Source organism: Burkholderia sp. Bp8994, from assembly GCF_003853805.1.
In the GTDB taxonomy this organism is placed as follows: domain Bacteria; phylum Pseudomonadota; class Gammaproteobacteria; order Burkholderiales; family Burkholderiaceae; genus Burkholderia.
Map to the genome: position 1 here is coordinate 156,265 of NZ_QTQH01000007.1, position 20,949 is coordinate 177,213.

The 20,949-nt window shown below is 69.1% G+C and carries 19 protein-coding genes and 1 riboswitch; of the genes, 14 read left to right on the forward strand and 5 right to left on the reverse strand.

Going from position 1 to position 20,949, the window contains the following annotated elements; genetic code table 11:
- Positions 1–202: 202 nt before the first annotated feature.
- Both DIE04_RS09420 and DIE04_RS09425 read left to right on the forward strand, forming a co-directional pair.
- Positions 203–982 carry a DeoR/GlpR family DNA-binding transcription regulator gene (locus tag DIE04_RS09420; protein ID WP_044846783.1) on the forward strand — a complete coding sequence of 260 codons (780 nt, stop codon included), beginning with the start codon at positions 203–205 and terminating at the stop codon, positions 980–982.
- A 315-nt stretch (positions 983–1,297) separates the two neighbouring features.
- Positions 1,298–1,495 carry a hypothetical protein gene (locus DIE04_RS09425; RefSeq protein ID WP_044846784.1) on the forward strand — a complete coding sequence of 66 codons (198 nt, stop codon included), beginning with the start codon at positions 1,298–1,300 and terminating at the stop codon, positions 1,493–1,495.
- 91 nt (positions 1,496–1,586) lie between these two features.
- On the opposite strand, the gene DIE04_RS09430 is transcribed toward DIE04_RS09425, so the two are convergent.
- Entirely contained in the window at positions 1,587–1,955 is a 369-nt protein-coding gene (locus DIE04_RS09430) for a hypothetical protein (protein WP_185500335.1), read from the reverse strand.
- A 162-nt stretch (positions 1,956–2,117) separates the two neighbouring features.
- Here DIE04_RS09430 and glpD point away from each other — a divergent pair, with 162 nt between their 5' ends.
- The 4 genes from glpD to DIE04_RS09450 all read left to right on the forward strand — a co-directional run bounded on the left by glpD (position 2,118) and on the right by DIE04_RS09450 (position 7,093).
- Positions 2,118–3,641, forward strand: coding sequence for a glycerol-3-phosphate dehydrogenase (glpD, locus tag DIE04_RS09435; protein ID WP_124486896.1), 1,524 nt, complete (start codon positions 2,118–2,120; stop codon positions 3,639–3,641).
- Positions 3,642–3,746: 105 nt separating this feature from the next.
- A complete protein-coding gene (gene glpK / locus DIE04_RS09440) occupies positions 3,747–5,249 on the forward strand; it encodes a glycerol kinase GlpK (RefSeq protein ID WP_124486895.1) in 1,503 nt (500 codons plus the stop codon).
- Positions 5,250–5,345: 96 nt separating this feature from the next.
- Positions 5,346–6,062 (forward strand): MIP/aquaporin family protein, encoded by a 717-nt coding sequence (locus DIE04_RS09445; protein ID WP_044846788.1) that lies wholly within the window; start codon positions 5,346–5,348, stop codon positions 6,060–6,062.
- 344 nt (positions 6,063–6,406) lie between these two features.
- Complete coding sequence (locus DIE04_RS09450; RefSeq protein WP_124488633.1) at positions 6,407–7,093, forward strand: HAD family phosphatase; 687 nt, start codon at positions 6,407–6,409, stop codon at positions 7,091–7,093.
- A gap of 91 nt (positions 7,094–7,184) precedes the next feature.
- Here DIE04_RS09450 and ribB read toward each other — a convergent pair whose 3' ends face one another.
- From ribB to DIE04_RS09465, 3 genes are all read right to left on the reverse strand, one after another.
- A complete protein-coding gene (ribB, locus tag DIE04_RS09455) occupies positions 7,185–7,895 on the reverse strand; it encodes a 3,4-dihydroxy-2-butanone-4-phosphate synthase (RefSeq protein ID WP_124488632.1) in 711 nt (236 codons plus the stop codon).
- Between the two features lie 118 nt (positions 7,896–8,013).
- Positions 8,014–8,162: riboswitch (FMN riboswitch) on the reverse strand.
- A gap of 189 nt (positions 8,163–8,351) precedes the next feature.
- Entirely contained in the window at positions 8,352–9,035 is a 684-nt protein-coding gene (locus DIE04_RS09460) for a helix-turn-helix domain-containing protein (RefSeq protein ID WP_044846799.1), read from the reverse strand.
- A 217-nt stretch (positions 9,036–9,252) separates the two neighbouring features.
- Complete coding sequence (locus DIE04_RS09465; protein WP_124488631.1) at positions 9,253–10,428, reverse strand: MFS transporter; 1,176 nt, start codon at positions 10,426–10,428, stop codon at positions 9,253–9,255.
- A 147-nt stretch (positions 10,429–10,575) separates the two neighbouring features.
- Here DIE04_RS09465 and DIE04_RS09470 point away from each other — a divergent pair, with 147 nt between their 5' ends.
- The 8 genes from DIE04_RS09470 to lnt all read left to right on the forward strand — a co-directional run bounded on the left by DIE04_RS09470 (position 10,576) and on the right by lnt (position 18,956).
- Positions 10,576–11,508, forward strand: coding sequence for a LysR family transcriptional regulator (locus DIE04_RS09470; RefSeq protein WP_044846801.1), 933 nt, complete (start codon positions 10,576–10,578; stop codon positions 11,506–11,508).
- A 273-nt stretch (positions 11,509–11,781) separates the two neighbouring features.
- Complete coding sequence (gene miaB / locus DIE04_RS09475; protein WP_124521061.1) at positions 11,782–13,155, forward strand: tRNA (N6-isopentenyl adenosine(37)-C2)-methylthiotransferase MiaB; 1,374 nt, start codon at positions 11,782–11,784, stop codon at positions 13,153–13,155.
- Positions 13,156–13,188: 33 nt separating this feature from the next.
- On the forward strand, positions 13,189–14,235 hold the full coding sequence (locus DIE04_RS09480) for a PhoH family protein (protein WP_124488629.1): 1,047 nt from the start codon (positions 13,189–13,191) through the stop codon (positions 14,233–14,235).
- Positions 14,236–14,387: 152 nt separating this feature from the next.
- Positions 14,388–15,173 (forward strand): rRNA maturation RNase YbeY, encoded by a 786-nt coding sequence (ybeY, locus tag DIE04_RS09485; RefSeq protein ID WP_124521059.1) that lies wholly within the window; start codon positions 14,388–14,390, stop codon positions 15,171–15,173.
- Positions 15,174–15,187: 14 nt separating this feature from the next.
- Positions 15,188–15,820: a gamma-glutamylcyclotransferase gene (locus tag DIE04_RS09490; protein WP_124488627.1), complete on the forward strand. Its 633-nt coding sequence runs from the start codon at positions 15,188–15,190 to the stop codon at positions 15,818–15,820.
- Positions 15,821–15,887: 67 nt separating this feature from the next.
- Positions 15,888–16,037 (forward strand): hypothetical protein, encoded by a 150-nt coding sequence (locus DIE04_RS29720; RefSeq protein ID WP_185500336.1) that lies wholly within the window; start codon positions 15,888–15,890, stop codon positions 16,035–16,037.
- A 287-nt stretch (positions 16,038–16,324) separates the two neighbouring features.
- A complete protein-coding gene (locus tag DIE04_RS09495; protein WP_044846806.1) occupies positions 16,325–17,212 on the forward strand; it encodes an HlyC/CorC family transporter in 888 nt (295 codons plus the stop codon).
- Between the two features lie 52 nt (positions 17,213–17,264).
- On the forward strand, positions 17,265–18,956 hold the full coding sequence (gene lnt / locus DIE04_RS09500) for an apolipoprotein N-acyltransferase (protein ID WP_124521058.1): 1,692 nt from the start codon (positions 17,265–17,267) through the stop codon (positions 18,954–18,956).
- Positions 18,957–19,121: 165 nt separating this feature from the next.
- On the opposite strand, the gene DIE04_RS09505 is transcribed toward lnt, so the two are convergent.
- A complete protein-coding gene (locus DIE04_RS09505; RefSeq protein WP_124521057.1) occupies positions 19,122–20,759 on the reverse strand; it encodes a tetratricopeptide repeat protein in 1,638 nt (545 codons plus the stop codon).
- Positions 20,760–20,949 lie beyond the last annotated feature (190 nt).

Sequence of the window (20,949 nt, forward strand, 5' to 3'; positions counted from 1 at the left end):
TGAATGAACGCGCCGGACGCACGACCGGCATGCGCGGACAGTCCGCCATTGCAGCGCGATCCGCGCGATCGCACAAATTCATTTGTCACATGAATCCATGTACTTTCCGCATGAATTCCGGGCGGTGATGCGCCGCAGGCCGGTCGAACGCCCTTCCCGCCCTTACAATACCCGCTCCGCCTCACGATCCGACCGCCGAGCCATGACCCGAGATCCCCGCCTCACCCTCAACGCGCGCCAGCAGGAACTGCTCGAATGGGTGCAGCGCGACGGCTTCGTGACCGTCGACGATCTCGCCGCGCACTTCGCGGTCACGCCGCAGACGATCCGCCGCGACGTGAACTGGCTCGCCGACCTGAACCTGCTGCGCCGCTACCACGGCGGCGCGAGCCTGCCGACCAGCTCGGAAAACGTGTCGTACACCGCGCGCCAGCGGATGTTCCATGACGAGAAGCGGCGCATCGCGGCGCTCGCCGCGTCGCACATCCCCGACCAGGCGTCGCTGTTCATCAATCTCGGCACCACGACCGAGGAAGTTGCGCGCGCACTGAATCGTCATCACGGGCTGCACGTGATCACGAACAACCTGAACGTCGCGTCGATGATGAGCGGCTATCCCGACTGCGAGGTGCTGATCACGGGCGGCATCGTGCGGCCGTGGGACAAGGGCATCGTCGGCGAGCTCGCGATCGACTTCATCCGCCAGTTCAAGGTCGACTACGCGATCATCGGCACGTCGGCGATCGAGGCCGACGGCACGCTGCGCGACTTCGACACGCGCGAGGTGCGCGTGGCCGAGGCGATCATGCAGCATGCGCGCACGGTCTACCTCGTCGCCGATCATTCGAAGGTCGGCCGTCCGGCGCTGGTGCGCCAGGGCCACCTGAGCCAGGTTCATGCACTCTTCACCGACAAGCCACTGCCGCCGGAGATGGCCGACGCGGTGGCGAACGCGGGCACCCAGGTGTACGTCGCGGAATGACCCCGCGGAATGACCCGCGCGATGCTGCACCGCACCTGAAACTTCAAGTGAAATCAAGAAGTTGGCGCGCCCGCTGAACCGCTAGCGGTTTGCGTGCCTGTCAAACTGAAAATTAACGGGGCACGATTTGTCGTTGCCCGCGCGCTCGACTAGACTCCAGTTCCCCGGCCCGTTCGCGCGATCCGCCCGTGCCAAGGCGTGTGCGAATCCGAAGGCCGGCGAATACAGCTTTCCCCCCAAGCCATACCCCGCCGGGTATCGCGCAGCGGCGTTTGCGCCGGCTGCGCGGGCAAACCGATTGCCATGGAGAGAACGATGCTGAGTCCGCATGAATTCGCCACGCTACTGCTTGTGAAGGATGCCCCCGATCACGGGGACATGGATCGCGATGAACTCGACGCGCTGCTCGAACAGCAGCTCGTGCGGCTGGAAGGGCTGGGATCGGGACGCAAATACTGCGTGACCGAAACCGGCGACGCCGCGTTGCGATCCATCAAATGCCGCTATTCCTGAAGTCCCGCTGTTCCTGACTTGAGCGCGCCGGCCGGATTTCCGGCCGCGCCGCTTTTCCCGCGCTTTTCCCGCCTCCCGCAGCGTTCCGGCGTCAGCCGCCGCGCAGCGTCGGATCGACCGCGGCCCGCCAGCTGACGGCCTGCGCGCGCGCGCCGTTGAAATACGCGACCCATCCGGCGCGCCCCGCCGCGTCGGGCGCCGCATAGTGCGCCGAAAGTTCGTTTACGAACGCGCAATAGTTCGCCTGCGTCAGCCCGCGATACCGTTTCGCCACATACGCGTCGTACAGCGTCGAATAGACCGGCTGCGCGTCCGCGCCCCAGTCGCGCGCGGTGCCGCCGCACGACGTCTGCAGGTCGACGAACGACGGCGCCCGCCAGTTGCCGGCAAGCGGCGGCGTGCCGGCGCTGCACCCCGCCAGGACGACGGCGCACGCGCCGACCCACATCCCAATACGCATGATTCACCTCGCGAAACGGTCGATTGCGCCAGTATCGTCCGGGATCGCGCCACGCGCTACTGGCCCCGCTTTTTCGAACTTTACTTTTTCGATTTCGTTCGTTAAATTTCGAATTCGAACATTTCATGTTCGTCCATTTCCATCAGACGATAAGGACAGCAGGTGACCCAACCGAATCGCTACGATCTGCTCGTCGTCGGCGGCGGCATCAACGGCGCCGGCATCGCGCGCGATGCGGCCGGCCGCGGCCTGTCGGTCCTGCTCTGCGAGCAGGACGACCTCGCGTCGCACACGTCGTCGTCCAGCACGAAGCTGATTCACGGCGGCCTGCGCTACCTCGAATACAACGAATTCGGACTCGTCCGCAAAGCGCTGCAGGAGCGTGAGACGCTGCTGCGCGCGGCGCCGCACATCATGTGGCCGCTGCGCTTCGTGATGCCGCACATGCCGAACCTGCGGCCGGCCTGGCTGATCCGCATCGGCCTGTTCCTCTACGATCACCTCGCGAAGCGCGAACTGCTGCCCGGCTCCCGCGGCATCGACATGCGCCGCCACGCGGCCGGCGCGCCGCTGATCGACTCGATCAAGCGCGGCTTCGTGTATTCGGACGGCTGGGTCGACGACGCGCGCCTCGTCGTGCTGAACGCGCTCGATGCGAAGGAGCGCGGCGCCGAGATCCTCACGCGCACGAAACTCGTGTCGGCGGAACGCCACGGCGACGAATGGGAAGCGCGGCTGCGGCACGCGGACGGCTCGATCCGCGTCGTGCGCGCGCGCGCGGTCGCGAACGCGGCCGGCCCGTGGGTCGGCGAAGTGCTGCACGGCGCGCTCGGTCGCGGCGCGCAGCACAGCGTGCGGCTCGTGAAGGGCAGCCACATCATCACGCGGCGCCTGTTCGATCACGACCACGCATACATCTTCCAGAACCCGGACAAGCGGATCATCTTCGCGATTCCGTACGAGCACGACTTCACGCTGATCGGCACGACCGACGTCGAATACACGAACGATCCCGCGAAGGTCGCGATCGATCGCGACGAGACGCAGTATCTGTGCGACTCGATCAACCGCTACTTCAAGCGCAAGATCTCGCCGGCCGACGTGCACTGGACCTATTCGGGCGTGCGCCCGCTGCTGGAAGACGAAAACGCGGCGAACGCGTCGGCCGTCACGCGCGACTATCGCCTCGAGATGGACGACGGCGCCGGCGCGCCGCTGCTGTCGGTGTTCGGCGGCAAGATCACGACGTTCCGCAAGCTCGCGGAGGAAGCCGCCGACCTGCTGTGTCGCGCGCTCGGCCGCGACGCGAAGACCTGGACGGCCGGCGCGCCGCTGCCGGGCGGCGACATCGCGAACGCGAAGTTCGACGTGTTCGCCGACGCATTCGCGAAACGCCATCCGTGGCTGCCCGCCGCGCTTGCGCGCCGCTATGCGCGCGCGTACGGCACGCGCGCGGAACGCGTGGTGGACGGCGCGACGTCGCTCGCCGACCTCGGCGCCGAGATCGCCCCGGGCATCCACGATGCCGAACTGCGCTACCTGCGCGACGTCGAATGGGCGACCTGCGCGCAGGACGTGCTGTGGCGCCGCTCGAAGCTCGGCCTGCACGTGGCGCCGGGCACGCTCGACGCGGTGACGGCCGCGGTCGATGCGTGGTTCGCCGCCGCGCACGCGCCGCACGCGTGATCCGTTTGCAGTTGCAGTTGCCTGACCGACGTTGATTCACCGACGCGCCGCGTAACATGCGGCGCGCATCACAACTACGCCAATCCACGGATGGAGATGAGAGACATGCAGGATCAGTACATCCTCGCGCTTGACCAGGGCACGACGAGCTCCCGCGCAATGCTGTTCGATCGCCAGGGCAACATCGTATCGATCGCCCAGAAGGAATTCGAACAGATCTACCCGCAACCCGGCTGGGTCGAGCACGACCCGCAGGAAATCTGGTCGACGCAGGCGGGTGTCGCCGCCGAAGCCGTCACGCGCACCGGCCTGAACGGCACGTCGATCGCCGCGATCGGCATCACCAATCAGCGCGAGACGACGATCGTCTGGGATCGCGAGACGGGCCAGCCCGTCTACAACGCGATCGTGTGGCAGGACCGCCGCACCGCCGACTTCTGCGATTCGCTGAAAGCACAGGGCCTCGAGGCGAAGGTGCGCGCGAAGACCGGTCTGCCGATCGACTCGTACTTCTCCGCGACCAAGATCCGCTGGATCCTCGACAACGTGCCGGGCGCGCGCGACAAGGCGCGCCAGGGCAAGCTCGCGTTCGGCACCGTCGACAGCTGGCTCGTGTGGAACTTCACGAAGCACGAGCTGCACGTGACCGACGTGACGAACGCGTCGCGCACGATGCTGTTCAACATCCACACGCGCGAGTGGGACAGCGAGCTGCTCGAGCTGCTCGACATCCCGCGCAGCATGCTGCCGGAAGTGAAGGCGTCGTCGGAAATCTACGGCCATACGAAAACCACGGTGTTCGCGTCGAAGATCCCGCTCGCGGGGATCGCCGGCGACCAGCACGCGGCGCTGTTCGGCCAGATGTGCACGACGTCGGGCATGGTGAAGAACACCTACGGCACCGGCTGCTTCCTGATGATGAACACCGGCGACAAGCCGATCGAGTCGAAGAACAACCTCGTCACGACGATCGCGTGGCAGATCGGCGACGACGTGCAGTACGCGCTCGAAGGCAGCATCTTCATCGCGGGCGCGGTCGTGCAGTGGCTGCGCGACGGTGTCGGCATCATCAAGACGGCCGCCGAAATCGAAGCGCTCGCCGCGAGCGTGCCGCATACCGACGGCGTCTATCTCGTGCCGGCGTTCGCGGGCCTCGGCGCGCCGCACTGGAACGCACGGGCGCGCGGTTCGGTGTTCGGCGTCACGCGCGGCACGACGTCCGCGCACCTCGCGCGCGCGGCGCTCGACGCGATCGCGTACCAGTCGCTCGACGTGCTGGCCGCGATGGAAGCCGACTCGGGCATCAGCATCGGCGAGCTGCGCGTCGACGGCGGCGCGAGCGCGAACGACCTGCTGATGCAGTTCCAGGCCGACCTGCTCGGCGTCGACGCGGTGCGCCCGCAGATCACCGAGACGACCGCGCTCGGCGCAGCCTACCTCGCGGGCCTCGCGATCGGCTACTGGAAGAACCTCGACGAAGTGCGCAGCCAGTGGCAGCTCGATCGCCGCTTCTCGCCGTCGATGCCGAAGGAGCAGGTCGAGCGCTGCATGGCTGGCTGGCAACGCGCGGTGCGCGCCGCGAAGGCGTGGGCCGACGACGTGCAGTAAGCACCGCGGCAGAAATCACAAGAACTCCGAACGAAATACAACAACACCGGCGGACCGCGCAACGCGCGAGTCCGCCGCGACCTACGAGAGACAAACATGTCACCTTATATTGCAGAATTCATCGGCACCGCCATTCTCGTGCTGCTCGGCAACGGCGCGGTCGCCAACGTGCTGCTGGCGAAGACCAAGGGCAAGGGCGCGGACCTGATCGTGATCGTGATGGGCTGGGCGATGGCCGTGTTCGTCGCCGTCTACGTGACCGCATCGTTCAGCGGCGCGCACCTGAACCCGATCGTCACGATCAGCCTCGCGCTCGCGGGCAAGTTCGCGTGGTCGAAGGTCGGCGGCTACATCCTCGCGCAGATGCTCGGCGGGATGGCGGGCGCCTTGCTCGTGTGGCTCGCGTATCGCCAGCACTTCGCGAAGGAAGTCGATGCGGACCTGAAGCTCGCGGTGTTCTGCACGGCGCCCGCGATCCGCAGCACCACGCACAATGTGCTGACCGAAGCGATCTGCACGTTCGTGCTGATCCTCGGCGTGCTGTATCTCGCGTCGCCGCAGGTCGGCCTCGGCGCGCTCGACGCGCTGCCGGTCGGCCTGCTCGTGCTCGGCATCGGCATCTCGCTCGGCGGGCCGACCGGTTATGCGATGAGCCCGGCGCGCGACCTGTCGCCGCGCCTGATGCATGCGCTGCTGCCGATCCCCGGCAAGCGCGACAGCGACTGGCGCTATGCGTGGGTGCCGGTGATCGGCCCGCTGCTCGGCGGCGCCGCGGCGGCCGGCCTGTATCTGCGCCTGCACGCGATGGCCTGAGCACGCCGTCATTCGACCTCGAGCCTGCGCGCGGCACGGCCTGCCGCGCGCTTCCGGCCACTCACTTCGTCGCGCGATCGTCGCTTCGCCGGCACCGCGAATCGCCCGTGGCCGATACCGGACGACTTCGACGCCGGGACCACGCTTCGCGACACGCAAGGGCTCGCGGGTCGGAACGGTGATCGACGACGAGTCCGCCGCGCTCGCGCCGCCCGCGCCGCGACGACGCCTCCGTCAACGAGGTGCGTCATCGTGACCGGGCACTCGCGCCGCACGGCGCAGCCGCGAAAGCACGTATCATGGCGGCATGATCGGCGTCGCCGACACCCCGCTTCTTCACCATCATGCTCGATCACCTTATCTGCGACTGCGACGGCGTGCTCGTCGACAGCGAAGTCATTGCCGACCGCGTGCTGCTCGAAACGCTGTCCGCCACCTTCCCGCACCTCGATTTCGAAGCCGCCGCGAAGTCCGCGTTCGGCCAGCAGACGTCGCGCTTTCTCGCGGGGCTCGAAGCGCATTTCGGCATCCGGATGCCGGACAACTTCATCGAGACCGTCGAGCGCAACATCGAAACCGGTCTCGCGCAATCGCTCGCGCCGATCACCGGCGTGCGCGACGCGTTGCTGAAGGTCGGCCTGCCGGCCGCGGTGGTGTCGAACAGCCGGCTCGTGCGCGTGCGCAGTTCGCTGAAGCGCGCGTCGCTCACCGAAATCTTCGGCGAGCGCGTGTTCAGCTCCGAGCAGGTCGCGCGGCCGAAGCCCTACCCCGACGTGTACCTGCATGCGGCGCGCACGCTTGGCGTCGCGCCGGCGCGCTGCATCGTCGTCGAGGACAGCGTGTCGGGCCTGAACGCCGCGCGCGCGGCGGGCATGAAGACGATCGCGTTCGTCGGCGCGAGCCACATCCCCGACAACTACGCGGACGCGCTGCGCGCGATGGGCATCACGCGGATCATGCGCAGGATGGATGAACTGCCGGCGCTCGTCGCGGCCGGCCTGCGCGGCGAATTCGGCGACGTGCAGTCCTGACCGACCGCCGCGCCGGAGCGACATCACCGGCGTGCGGCTCGCTGCGCACGCCGTACCCGCGGGCGCCACGGTGCGCCCGCCATGCCGGCCCTCAGGCCGGCTCGCAGCAGCGCTCGCGCGCGGCCGCCAGCGCTTCGCGGAATTCGACGAGCTCCGCGATCGTCAGCATCGGCAGCCCGTGCTGCTGCGCGAAACGCTCGACGTCGTCGCCGCGCGTCATCGTGCCGTCGGGATTCATCAGCTCGCACAGCACGCCCGCCGGCTTCAGCCCCGCGAGGATCGACAGGTCGACCGTCCCTTCGGTGTGGCCGCGGCGCGCCAGCACGCCGCCCGGTTGCGCGCGCAACGGAAACACGTGGCCGGGGCGCACGATGTCGTACGGCTTCGCATCGTCGGCGATCGCCGCGCGGATCGTCGTCACGCGGTCGGCCGCGGACACGCCGGTATGCACGCCTTCGCGCGCCTCGATCGACACGGTGAACGCGGTGCCGTTGCGGCTCTCGTTGGTCTGCACCATCGGCGGCAGCTCGAGCGCGCGGACCTTGTCGTCGGTCAGGCACAGGCACACGATGCCGCTGCACTCTCGGATCAGGAGCGCCATCGTCTCGGGCGTGATGCGTTCGGCGGCGACGATCAGGTCGGCCTCGTTTTCCCGGTCGTGATCGTCCTGCAACACGACCGCGCGGCCCGCGCGCAACGCGTCGAGTGCGGCGGCGATGCGCGGCGGCACCGGTTCGGAATCCAGCAACGGGAGATCGGCAAAGGCGTCGGCAGGTGCCGACGAAACGGACTTGAAGGACATGTGAAACGCTCCTCGCGATTACGATTTGGGCGAAAAACGTTTCAGGGCATTGCAAACAGACAGAACGACAACCCGCTTCGCACAGACGGCAAAGCGGCCCTGACGGACATGACTATCTGCACATCTTCTCTCATCCGGACTATGACCGTCGGCTCTGGCATTCGACCAGATCTGCTGACCCCGCGCAAATGCGCGGGCGCTCGCGGGCTCGCCGGCTTTCGCCAGCCTACCGCCGGTGGGGAATTTCGCCCCGCCCTGAAGACGCACTGATTACCGGCCACGGGGATCTCCCCGTGGAACGGCCGGCCAAGCATACATCAGCTGCGCGCACCGCGCAGCGAACCACACCTAAAACCTTACTGACGACGCCGTCTAACGGCATCGTCCGAACGGCCGACACCGGGCCTGCGCGCGTCCCGATGGAACCGGCGCCGGCCCGGCGACCCGCCCGCGCGCTCAGCCGGCCGCGTGCGCGGCGTCGGGCACGAGCCAGCGCGGCGGCACCTCGGGGCTCACCGTCACGCGGAACGCGCGCGCCTCGCTGTCGCCGGGATTGCGCAGGCTGTACGGCTGGTCGGCGTCGAACACGATTGCGTCGCCGGTCGCGAGCAACTGGCGGCGATCGTGCACGCTGACTTCGAGCGTGCCCTCGCTGACGACCAGGTTGACCGTCGTGCCGGGCGCGCGGCGCGTGCCGGGCTCCGTGTGCAGCGGCGCGATCCGCAGCTCGTGGAACTCTGCCGCGGCCGGTTCACCTTCAGGATACAGCGCACGCGCCGAGAAGCGGCCGTTCGAGCTGACGACGCGCGCCGCGCGCTCGGCCGCCAGGTGCTCGAAGCCGTTCACCGCGTGACGGCGCAGGAATGCGGCGACCGATACCTTGAGCGCCGCGGCGATCTTGCAGAGCACCTTGATCGACGGCACGCTGCGCGCGGATTCGATCTGCGCGAGCATCGCGCGCGACACGCCGGACAGCCGCGCGAGCGCATCGAGCGACAGCTGCCGCTCGGCGCGCAGGCGCGCGAGGTTCACGCCGACGACCTGCTCGAGGACGTCGAGCGACGCGGACGTCCGCGCGTCGACGGCATTGCCGGATTCGAAGGAAGACACGTCGCGCACCAGCGCAAGGGGTGAAGACATAGCATGGCCTCCGGGCCGCCGCGCGGCCCTGCGAATGGGGTAAGCCTGAATCGGAATCGGGTTGCGCCACGAACGGCGCGTATCGAGACGCTATCACCCGGCCCCGACCCGGCAAACGAAGTTATCTTCACACCGTTATCAGCATCGCGGAGGAATGCGTTTCTCGCGAACCTTTTCCTGTCGCCATAGCGCCGGTGCACCGCCGCCCGATGCACCATCAATGCGCGGCCGGTGCGGCGCCGCGCGCCGGCGCGCGCGCATCGAGCCGCATCGCGAGCCACGTGACGACGAGCGCCGCGAACGTCACCGCGACGGCGACCCACGGCAGCGCGTCGAGCGCGAAGCCGTGCCCCAGCGCGAGGCCGCCGAGCCACGCGCCGGCGGCATTACCGACGTTGAACGCGCCGATGTTCAGCGTCGACGCGAGATGCGGCGCGCTCGCGGCCTTCTCGACGACGCGCGCCTGCAGCGGCGGCACCGTCGCGAACGCGGCGATTCCCCATACGAACACGGTCACCGCGGCCGCGACCGGCAGGTGGCTCGTCTTCGCGAACACGGCCATCACGGCCATCAGCGCGACCAGGATCGCGATCAGCGACGGCATCAGCGCGCGATCGGCGAGCTTGCCGCCGAGCGTGTTGCCAACCGTCAGCCCCGCGCCGAACAGCACGAGGATCAACGCGACCGCGCGCGGCGAATAGCCGGTGACGGTTTCGAGGATCGGCGCGATATACGTGAACACGACGAACACGCCGCCGAAGCCGAGCACGGTCATCAGCAGCGCGAGCCAGACCTGCGGCTCCTTCAGCACGCGCACTTCGTGGCCGAGGCCGACGGGCCCGCTGTCGTGGCGGTTCGGCACCAGCAGCGCGACGCCGCCGAGCGACAGCACGCCGAGCGCGGCGACGATCCAGAACGACGCGCGCCAGCCGAGCAGCTGGCCGACGAACGTGCCGAACGGCACGCCGAGCACGTTCGACAGCGTGAGGCCCGTGAACATCAGCGCGATCGCGCTCGCGCGCTTGTCGGCCGGCACGAGCGACGCGGCGACCACGGCGCCGATCCCGAAGAACGAGCCGTGCGCGAACGACGTGACGACGCGCGCGACCATCAGCATCGCGTAGCCGGACGCGGTCGCGCACAGCACGTTGCCGACGATGAAGATCGCCATCAGCAGCTGCAGCGCGGCCTTGCGCGGCATGCGGCTCGTCAGCACCGCGAGCAGCGGCGCGCCGGCCGCGACGCCGAGCGCGTAGCCGGTGACCAGCAGCCCGGCCGACGGCAGCGACACGGCGAGGTCGTGCGCGACTTCGGGCAACAGGCCCATGATGATGAATTCGGTGGTGCCGATGGCGAAGGCGCTGATCGCGAGCGCCAGGAGCGGAATGGGCATGACGTTCTCCGAAAGGGCGGCGGACGCGGCGCCCGGTCGGTGCCGCACCGCACAAAAGGCGGGATCTGCGCGCATTGTCCCGAATACGCCTATCTTTGATAATTGGCGTGGCATTTGAACCATTTTCAAAAATTTCTGGGAAATCCGATGGATCGACTGGGCGACATCCGGCTGTTCGTCGAGGCGGCCGAACTGGGCAGCCTGTCCGCGGCCGGGCGCAAGCTGAACCTCACGCCGGCCGCCGCGAGCGCGCGCCTTGCGAAGCTCGAGGCGAAGGTCGCGACGCGGCTGTTCGAGCGCTCCACGCGGCAGCTGCGGCTCACCGACGAAGGCCGGCTCTACCTGAACTGCTGCCGGCAGGCGCTGCAGGCGCTCGACGACGCGCACGCGCTGCTGCAGGAAGGCCGCAACGTGGTGGCCGGCAAGGTGCGGCTGTCGTCGACGTCCGATTTCGGCCGCAACCAGCTGCTCGACTGGCTCGACGAATTCACCACGCTGCACCCGGGCGTCACGTTCTCGCTGACGGCGTCCGATTCGGCGTCGAACCTGTGGCAGGACGAGATCGACCTCGCAATCCGCTTCGCCGCCCCGCCCGACGGCGCGCTGATCGCGCGCCGGCTCGCCGCGAACCGGCGCGTGCTGTGCGCGGCGCCGTCGTTCGTCGAGCGCCACGGCGTGCCGGCCGACCCGCACGATCTGGCCCGCTTTCCCTGCAACGTGATCACGATCGCGTCGGGCCCGATGAACACGTGGCGCTTCACGCGCGGCGACGAGGTGCAGACCCACACGGTGCCGGTATCGACCGCGTTCGAGACCAACGATGGCGGCTTGACCCGCGAATGGACGCTGCGCGGCCACGGCATCGCGCTGAAGTCGCTGTGGGACATCGCCGACGACGTGCGCGCCGGCCGGCTGCGCGTGCTGCTGCCCGACTGGCGGCACCAGGACGCGCCGCTGCACGCGATCTATCACAGCAAGCGCTACATGGCGCCGCGCGTGCGCGTGCTGCTCGACTTCCTCGCCGAACGCTTCGCGCGCGAGGAAGCGGCGCTGGACGACCTGCTGAACGCGTGCCGCTGACGGCTGCCGCGCCGTCATATCAGGGTCGGAATGCAACGAAAGGCGTCGCGCGGCCGCAACCCGCCGCCCGCCCGGCACGGCGCGTAAAGCTATAATGGAAGGCTTTCCCGACGGCTTTTCACGCGTTCACGCGTTGCGCGAGAGGCTCGCCCGACGCGCGCTGCGCGCCCCGGTCCGCCACGCGGCACCGGCACGCGCCGCTGCATCGCAGCAGCCGTCCCGATTCACCCTTGACGACGCCCCCAGGTCAACCACTGCGAACGGCGAATCCCCATGACCAAGAAAGTTTACGTAAAGACCTTCGGCTGCCAGATGAACGAGTACGACTCGGACAAGATGGTGGACGTGCTCAATGCGGCCGAAGGCCTCGAAAAGACCGATACCCCGGAAGACGCGGACATCATCCTGTTCAACACGTGCTCGGTGCGTGAGAAGGCGCAGGAAAAGGTGTTCTCCGATCTCGGCCGCGTGCGCGAGCTGAAGGAAGCGAAGCCGGGCCTGCTGATCGGCGTCGGCGGCTGCGTCGCCAGCCAGGAAGGCGCGTCGATCGTGTCGCGCGCGCCGTACGTCGACCTCGTGTTCGGCCCGCAAACCCTGCACCGCCTGCCGCAGATGATCGACGCGCGCCGTGCGAGCGGCCGCGCGCAGGTCGACATCACGTTCCCCGAGATCGAGAAGTTCGACCACCTGCCGCCCGCGCGCGTCGAGGGGCCGAGCGCGTTCGTGTCGATCATGGAAGGCTGCTCGAAGTACTGCAGCTACTGCGTCGTGCCGTACACGCGCGGCGATGAAGTGTCGCGCCCGCTCGACGACGTGCTGACCGAAGTGGCCGGCCTCGCCGACCAGGGCGTGCGCGAAGTCACGCTGCTCGGCCAGAACGTGAACGCCTACCGCGGCGCGCTGGCGGCCGGCTCGTCCGAAATCGCCGATTTCGCGACGCTGATCGAATACGTCGCCGACATCCCCGGCATCGAACGGATCCGCTACACGACGTCTCATCCGAAGGAATTCACGCAGCGCCTGATCGACACCTACGCGAAGGTGCCGAAGCTCGTGAGCCACCTGCACCTGCCGGTCCAGCACGGCTCCGACCGCATCCTGATGGCGATGAAGCGCGGCTACACGGTGCTCGAATACAAGTCGGTGATCCGCAAGCTGCGCGCGATCCGCCCGGACCTGTCGCTGTCGACCGACATGATCGTCGGCTTCCCCGGCGAGACCGAAGAGGATTTCGACAAGATGATGGCGCTCGTGCACGAGATGAGCTACGACACCAGCTTCTCGTTCATCTACAGCCCGCGCCCCGGCACGCCGGCCGCGAACCTGCACGACGACACGCCGCGCGAGGTCAAGCTCAAACGCCTGCAACATCTGCAGGCGACCATCGAGGAAAACGTCGCGCGCATCAGCCAGTCGATGGTCGGGAAGGTCGAGCGGATCCTCGTCGAGGGCCCGTCGCGCAAGGACCCGAACGAACTGTCGGGCCGCACCGAGAACAACCGGGTCGTGAATTTCCCGGCGCCGCTCGCGTCGCACCCGCGCCTGATCGGCCAGATGATCGACGTGAAGATCAACCATGCGTACCCGCACTCGCTGCGCGGCGAGCTGCTGCTCGTGAGCGACGACGCGAGCGCGGCCACCCACTGACCGACTGACGTTCCACAGGAGCCCGACGCTACTTTGAAGACCGTCCAAGCACTGGAATTCACCGCGCCGCGCGACGACAACGCGCGCCTCGCCAACCTCTGCGGCCCGCTCGACGAGAACCTGCGGCAGATCGAACAGGCGCTCGACGTCACGCTCGCGCGGCGCGGCCACCGGATCACGATCCGCGGCCGCGGCGCGAAGCTCGCGCTCGCGGCGCTCGAGAACTTCTACAACCGCGCGCGCGATCCGCTGTCGGTCGACGATATCCAGCTCGCGCTGGTCGAAGTGCGCCACACGTCCGGCAACGGCCGCCAGGACACGCTCGACGTGCGCTTTCGCGGCGATCCGGACCATCCGTTCGACGAGCCCGTCGCGCAGCTCGACGCGGAAATGCCGGACGAAGAACCCGCGCCGAAGCTCTACACGCGGCGCGCCGACCTGCGCGGCCGCACGCCCGCGCAGCGCGAATACCTGAAGCAGATCCTGCAGCACGACGTGACGTTCGGCATCGGGCCGGCCGGCACCGGCAAGACCTACCTCGCGGTCGCGTGCGCGGTCGATGCGCTCGAGCGCGACCAGGTCAAGCGGATCGTGCTGACGCGCCCGGCCGTCGAGGCCGGCGAGCGGCTCGGCTTCCTGCCGGGCGATCTCGCGCAGAAGGTCGACCCGTACCTGCGGCCGCTGTACGACGCGCTGTACGACCTGCTCGGCTTCGACAAGACCGCGAAGATGTTCGAGCGCCAGATGATCGAGATCGCGCCGCTCGCCTACATGCGCGGCCGCACGCTGAACCACGCGTTCATCATCCTCGACGAGGCGCAGAACACGACGCCCGAGCAGATGAAGATGTTCCTCACGCGGATCGGTTTCGGCTCGAAGGCCGTCGTCACCGGCGACACGAGCCAGGTCGACCTGCCGCGCGGGCACAAGAGCGGCCTCGTCGAGGCGCAGCAGGTGCTCGGCGGCGTGCGCGGCATCGCGCTCACGCGCTTCACGAGCGCCGACGTCGTGCGCCATCCGCTCGTCGCGCGCATCGTCGAGGCGTACGACGACTTCCACGCGCAGCACAAGGACGCGTAGGAAGCCGGCTGCGCCAGCGCGCCGCACCGGCCGACGGCCCGGCCCGCCCGACGGCGCGCCGGGCATTTTTTCGCCCGCGCGCGGCCGGTTCGAATTCGGGAGCGATCGGCCGTTTGGTGTATCCTCAACGCGTTCCAATCGCCGCACCCGTCATGAAATCTTCCCGTTCTCGCAAGTCCGGGCGCGACCAGTCCGCCGCGCCCGATTCCCCGCGTCTTTCGCTGTTCGATGCGAAGGGCAAGGCCCGGACCGTCAACGCGCAAGGGCTTCGAATCGACTTCCCGGACGGCCGCAGCCTGATGTTCGACCTGTCGGGCAGCTCGGGCGAGGCAGCCGTCGCGATCGTCGCGCAGCACAACGATCCGGCGATGCGCGCGAAGCTCGCGCTGCAGCCCGAGCACTACGACAGCGTGACGCTGCACGTGGGTGCCGAACCCGCGCCGCGCGACGAGGAAATCGCGGAAATGGCGGACGAGCTGCGCGAGCTGGAGCTCGACCTGTCCGTGCAGTACGGTGACGAGATCACCGCCGACATCCGCAAGACGCTGCCGAAACGCAAGCTGATCGCCGAATGGCTCGAGCCGGCGCTGTTCGCGAACGCGCAGCTCACCGTGCGCTTCGTCGGCAACGAAGAAGGCCAAACGCTGAACGCCGGCTACCGCCACAAGGACTACCCGACCAACGTGCTGACCTTCGCGTACGACCCGGCGCCCGACGGCACCGTGATCGGCGACCTCGTGCTGTGCTGCCCGGTCGTCGAGAAGGAAGCGCACGAACAGGGCAAGCCGCTCATCGCCCATTACGCGCACCTGCTGGTGCACGGCGCGCTGCACGCGCAGGGCTACGATCACGAGACGAGCGACGAGGACGCCGCCGAAATGGAAGCGCTTGAAGTCGACATCCTCGCGAAGCTGGGCTTCCCGAACCCGTACCAGTAAAAGCCGTCCGCACCATGCACCACGCCGCGATGCTGCCGCCCGCCTACCCGCCGTCGATCGGCGAGGGACGGCTGCTGACGGAAGACGAACTCGCGGCGTCGCTCGCGCACACGATGCGCGACTGGGACGGCCGGCAGGATCTCTGGCTGTTCGGCTATGGCTCGCTGATCTGGAACCCCGGGCTGCCGACCATCGCCGCCGTGCGCGGCAAGGTGCACGGCTACCATCGCGGGCTCTACCTGTGGTCGCGCGTGAACCGCGGCACGCCCGAACGTCCGGGCCTCGTGCTCGCGCTCGATCGCGGCGGCTCGTGCTCGGGCATCGCGTTCCGGCTCGCGGGCCCGACTGCGCAGCCGCATCTCGAGACGTTGTGGAAACGCGAAATGCCGATGGGGTCGTACCGGCCCGCGTGGCTGCCGTGCACGCTCGAGACCGGCGAACGCGTGAACGCGCTGGCATTCGTGATGCGCCGCGACGTGCCCACCTACACCGGCAAGCTGACCGACCCCGTCGTGAAGGAAGTGTTCAGCTGCGCGGCCGGCCGCTACGGCACGACGCTCGACTACGTGAGCCGCACCGTGGACGCGCTGCGCGCGAGCGGCATCCCCGACCGCGCGCTGGAAGGGCTGCTCGCGCGATGCCGGTGATGCCCGACCGGCCGGCTTGCGCCACACCGGCCGCCGCCCCCGTGCGTTCGAAGGAGAATCCGCGCCGATGAACCCGTCACGCAGATCGCGCGTCATGCTGGCCGCGCTGCTCGTCGCCACGAGCGTCGCACTGTCCGGCTGCGGCATGTTCGGTTGCGGCGGCGCCGCGACCAACGGCGCGGCCGCCGGCGGCTGTTCCGCCGGCATGCGCTTCTGAGGGTCCGAGCGCCCGCCCGGCGCGCCCTGCACGCGACGAAATGCCGCCGACGCCGACCGGCCGGCCGGTCGCCTCCGCTTTTTTTGCCGCCGTGCCCCGCCGCCCCTTTCTGAGATAGGATGGATACACAGGACGGCGTCGCGCCCGGCGCGGCCGTTCCCGAGCGGGGCTCGCGCGCGCCGCCTGCCCCTGGCCGGACGGCCGGTGTGACACGGCCGCGCCATGCCCTTGGTGTATCCTTGCCTACTCCGTGACCGCGCGCCCCGGCATGACCCGGGCGCACCACCATGAACGATTCGTATCCCAGTCGTAAGCTCACCGACAAACCGCAAGAAAAGCGCTCGCTGCTCGAGCGCCTGACCGACTTCATCTCGCCCGAGCCGGAATCCCGGTCCGAGCTGCTGGAAATCCTCCAGGACGCCCACGAACGCAACCTGATCGACGCCGATTCGCTGTCGATGATCGAAGGCGTGTTCCAGGTGTCCGACCTGTGCGCGCGCGACATCATGGTGCCGCGCGCGCAGATGGACGCGATCAACATCGCCGACAAGCCTGAAGACTTCATCCCGTTCGTCCTCGAGAAGGCGCACTCGCGCTACCCCGTGTACGAGGAGAACCGCGACAACGTGATCGGCGTGCTGCTCGCGAAGGACCTGCTGCGCTTCTACGCCGAAGAGGAATTCGACGTGCGCGGGATGCTGCGCCCCGCCGTGTTCATTCCCGAATCGAAGCGCCTGAACGTGCTGCTGCACGACTTCCGCGTGAACCGCAACCACCTCGCGATCGTCGTCGACGAATACGGCGGCGTCGCGGGCCTGATCACGATCGAGGACGTGCTCGAACAGATCGTCGGCGACATCGAGGACGAATACGACTTCGACGAGGAAGCCGGCAACATCATCTCGGGGCCCGACGGCCGCTTCCGCGTGCGCGCGCTCACCGAGATCGAACAGTTCAACGAGGCGTTCGGCACCGACTTCCCCGACGACGAGGTCGACACGATCGGCGGGCTGATCACCCATCATTTCGGCCGCGTGCCGCACCGCGGCGAGAAGCTGCAGCTCGGCAACCTCGTGTTCGAGATCCAGCGCGGCGATGCGCGCCAGGTCCACGTGCTGCTGGTGCGCCGCAACCCCCTCGCGAGCCGCCGCGCCGAAACCTCGCACGAGGACTGACCGTCTCGCGCCGGTCGCGTCTCCTTCAACCGCTCGCCCTCTTTTGCTTCACATGGACGATCCGATCCCGTCCCGCCCGGCTGGCGGTCTTCTCGCGCCGGCGCCCGGCCGCACGCTGCCGCGCTGGCACTATCCGGCCGCGCTGCTCGCCGGCGCGGCCAATACGCTCAGCTTCGCACCGACCCCGCACGGCGGCTGGCTGCAACTCGTCGTATTCGTCTGGTTTTTCGCGCAGCTGACGCGCACGTCGAGCTGGCGCGGCGCCGCGCTCACCGGCGGCGCGTTCGGCTTCGGCAACTTCATCAGCGGCATCTGGTGGCTCTACATCAGCATGCACGTGTACGGCGAGATGGCCGCACCGCTCGCGGGCGGCGCGCTGGTGCTGTTCTCGCTCTACCTGTCGCTGTACCCGGCGTTCTCGGCGGGGCTCTGGTCGTTCTGCGCAGGCCATGCATGGCATCGCCGCGAACCCGATCCGCGGCCGTTCTCGCCGACCTGGCACGGCGCGTTTGCGTTCGCGAGCGCCTGGGCGCTCGGCGAATGGCTGCGCGGCACCGTATTCACCGGCTTCCCGTGGCTCGCGAGCGGCTATCCGCAGGTCGACGGTCCGTTCGCGGGCTTCGCGCCGGTCGTCGGCGTGTACGGCATCGCCTGGGTGCTCGCGCTGTTCGCCGCGCTGGTCGTGCAGGCGCTCGTCGCCGCGCGCCGGGCGCCCGCATCCGAAAACAGCGCCGCCGGCAACGCGCGCGTGCGCATCGCCGCGCCGGCCGGCATCGCCGTCGCGCTCGTCGCGGCCGGCATCGCGCTGTCGCAGGCCGCGTGGACCGTGCCCGCGAACGCGCCGCTCACGGTGCGGCTGCTGCAGGGCAACGTGAAGCAGGACATCAAGTTCGAGCAGGAAGGCATCGACGCGGCGATCAAGATGTACACGCAGATGATCGTCGAGAAACCGGCCGACCTGATCGTCACGCCGGAGACCGCGATCGCGGTGATGATCCAGGAGCTGCCCGAACCGTTCGCCGTCGCGATCCGCAAGTTCAGCGACACGACCGGCTCGGCCGTGCTGTTCGGCGCGGTCGGCGCATCGGTCACGCCGGACGGCCACTACGTCGACTACACGAACAGCCTGTACGGCGTGACGCCGCACTCGCGCGACATCTATCACTACGACAAGCACCATCTCGTGCCCTTCGGCGAGTTCATCCCGTGGGGCTTCCGGTGGTTCGTCGACCTGATGAAGATGCCGCTCGGCGACTTCGCGCGCGGCGCGCCGGTGCAGAAGCCGTTCCTCGTGCACAACCAGCCGGTGATGGCCGACATCTGCTACGAGGACTTGTTCGGCGAGGAAATCGCCGCGACGATCCGCGACAATCCGCAGCCGCCCGGCGTGCTCGTCAACGTGACGAACCTCGCGTGGTTCGGCGACACGATCGCACTCGACCAGCACCTGCAGATCGCGCGGATGCGCGCGCTCGAAACGGGCCGGCCGATGCTGCGCTCGACCAATACCGGGATGACCGCCGCGATCGACGCGCGCGGCCGCGTGCTCGGCCAGCTCAAGCCGTTTACGATCGGCTCGCTCGATGTGCGGATCGAAGGCACGAGCGGCTTCACGCCGTACGTGACGAGCGGCAACAACATCGTGCTCGCGGTGTCGCTGGTGCTGCTCGCGTTCGGCTTCACGTTCGGGCCGGGCCTGCGTCGCCGCAACGGCGCGAAGGCCGGCGGAGACCGGAACGCCTGACGCATCGGGCGGCCGGCGCGCGCGGCGCGGCGCGGCCGCCGCCGTCGATGCGGCATGCGGACCGCCCCGCCCGCCGACGTTCGGCGCACGAGGCCGAGTCCGCACGACACCCCGGCAAGCCGCGCGCAGGAAGCAACGACGCGCGACGTCGCGCCGGCCAGCCGTTCAGGCCGGCCGCTGCGCGGCCGCGGCCAGGCCGCGCAGATCCCGCCCGAGCGCTTCCAGCACCGGCGCCCATGCGCCGAACGTCGGCTGCCGGTACAGCGTCGCGGTCGGATACCACGGGCTGTCGGTGCGTTCGAGCAGCCAGGGCCAGTGCGGATTCACGTCGAGCAGCACCCAGGTGCGTGCGCCGAGCGCGCCCGACAGGTGCGCGACCGATGTGCACACCGTGATCACCAGATCCAGCGCGCCGATGAACGCGGCCGTATCGTCGAAACTCTCGAGTTCGGCGGTGAAGTCCTCGATCGCGAAACCGGCCGCGCGCGCCGCGGCGACATCCGCGTCCGCGCCCGGCTGCAGCGAGTAAAACGCGACGCCGTCGACACCGCGCAACGCATCGGCATAACGCTCGAGCCCGACGCGCCGCAACGGATTGCGCTGGTGCCCCGCGCTGCCCGTCCATACGAGCCCGACCTTCAGCTGGCCGTCGCCCGCGAGCCGCGCTCGCCATGCGTCGCGCGCGCGCGGATCGGCATGCAGGTACGGCACCGCCGCGCCGAGCGTCGACGTCTCCATCCCGAGCATCAACGGCAGGCCGATCAGCGGCACTTCGTAGTCGAACGCCGGCAGCGCGTCGACGCCGCCGCCCGCGCTGAACGCATCCGCGTGCGCGCCGAGGCTGCGCCGCATCAGCGTGCCCACCTGCGGAAACGTGTTCCACGCGAGCCGGCCGCCCTCGCGGTGCACGCGCTCGGCGAGCGGCGCGACGAAGCGCGCGAACTGCAGCACGTCGCCGAGCCCCTGCTCGCCCCAGACGAGCAGCGTCTTGCCCGCGAGCGGCTCGCCCTGCCAGCGCGGGCCGGGCAGCACCGGCCGGCGGCCGCGCAGCTCGCCGGCGCCGTCCCAGCGCGCCTCGTGGCCGCGCCAGCCGGCCGCGTAGTTGCCGCGCACGAGCTGGATGATCGCGAGGTTGAAACGGAACGACGCGTCATCGGGCGCCAGCTCGCACGCGCGCGCCGCATGGCGCTCGGCGTCGTCCCAGCGTTGCGCCTCCTTCATCGCCATCGCGATGTTGTTCTGCGCGAGCGCATTGTCGGGCGCGATCTCCGCGAGCCGCGCCGCGCACGCGAGCGCGCCGTCGAGGTCCTGCGTCGCGAGCCGCGCGACGACCAGGTTGGTCCACACCTGCACGTCGTGCGGGTCGGCCGCCACGGCCGCGTCGAGCAGCGCGATTTCTTCGTTGCGGTCGCCGCCCGACAGCCGCAGCGCGATCGCCAGGTTGTTGCGCAGCGACGGCCAGCCCGGATCGAGCGCATAGGCGGCGCGGTACGACGCGACGGCGTCGGCGTGACGGCCGAGCATCTGCAGCGCATAGCCATGATTGAAACTCGCGCCGGCGCCCGGATGCACGCGCAGCGCGCATTCGGCCAGCGCGAGCGCGTCGGCGCCACGCTGCCGTGCGACGAGCGCCGCGGTAAGCTGCGCGAGCGCGGCCATGTCGACGGCGTGCAGATGGCCGGCGGCGGCGAGCCAGAGCGCATGCGCGTCGCGCTCGCCGCGCGCGTGCGCGTCGGCGGCCTGCCCGAGCAGCGCAAGCAGCGGCGGCATCAGCGGAATGAGGAGGTCGTTCGAATCGTCCATGCGGTCCGGAGTGGGCAATCGGTCGCGCGGCAGGCGTCGCGCGCGCCGCAATACGCGCATCTTAACGCCCGCGCAAAGCGGCGCGGCAGGCGGAGCGAGCAGCGCATCGCGACACCGCGCGCGAGCGCACCGCGCGCATCGACGACCCACGCACAGGCCGCGCACGGCTCGCCCGAAACACCGCCGACGC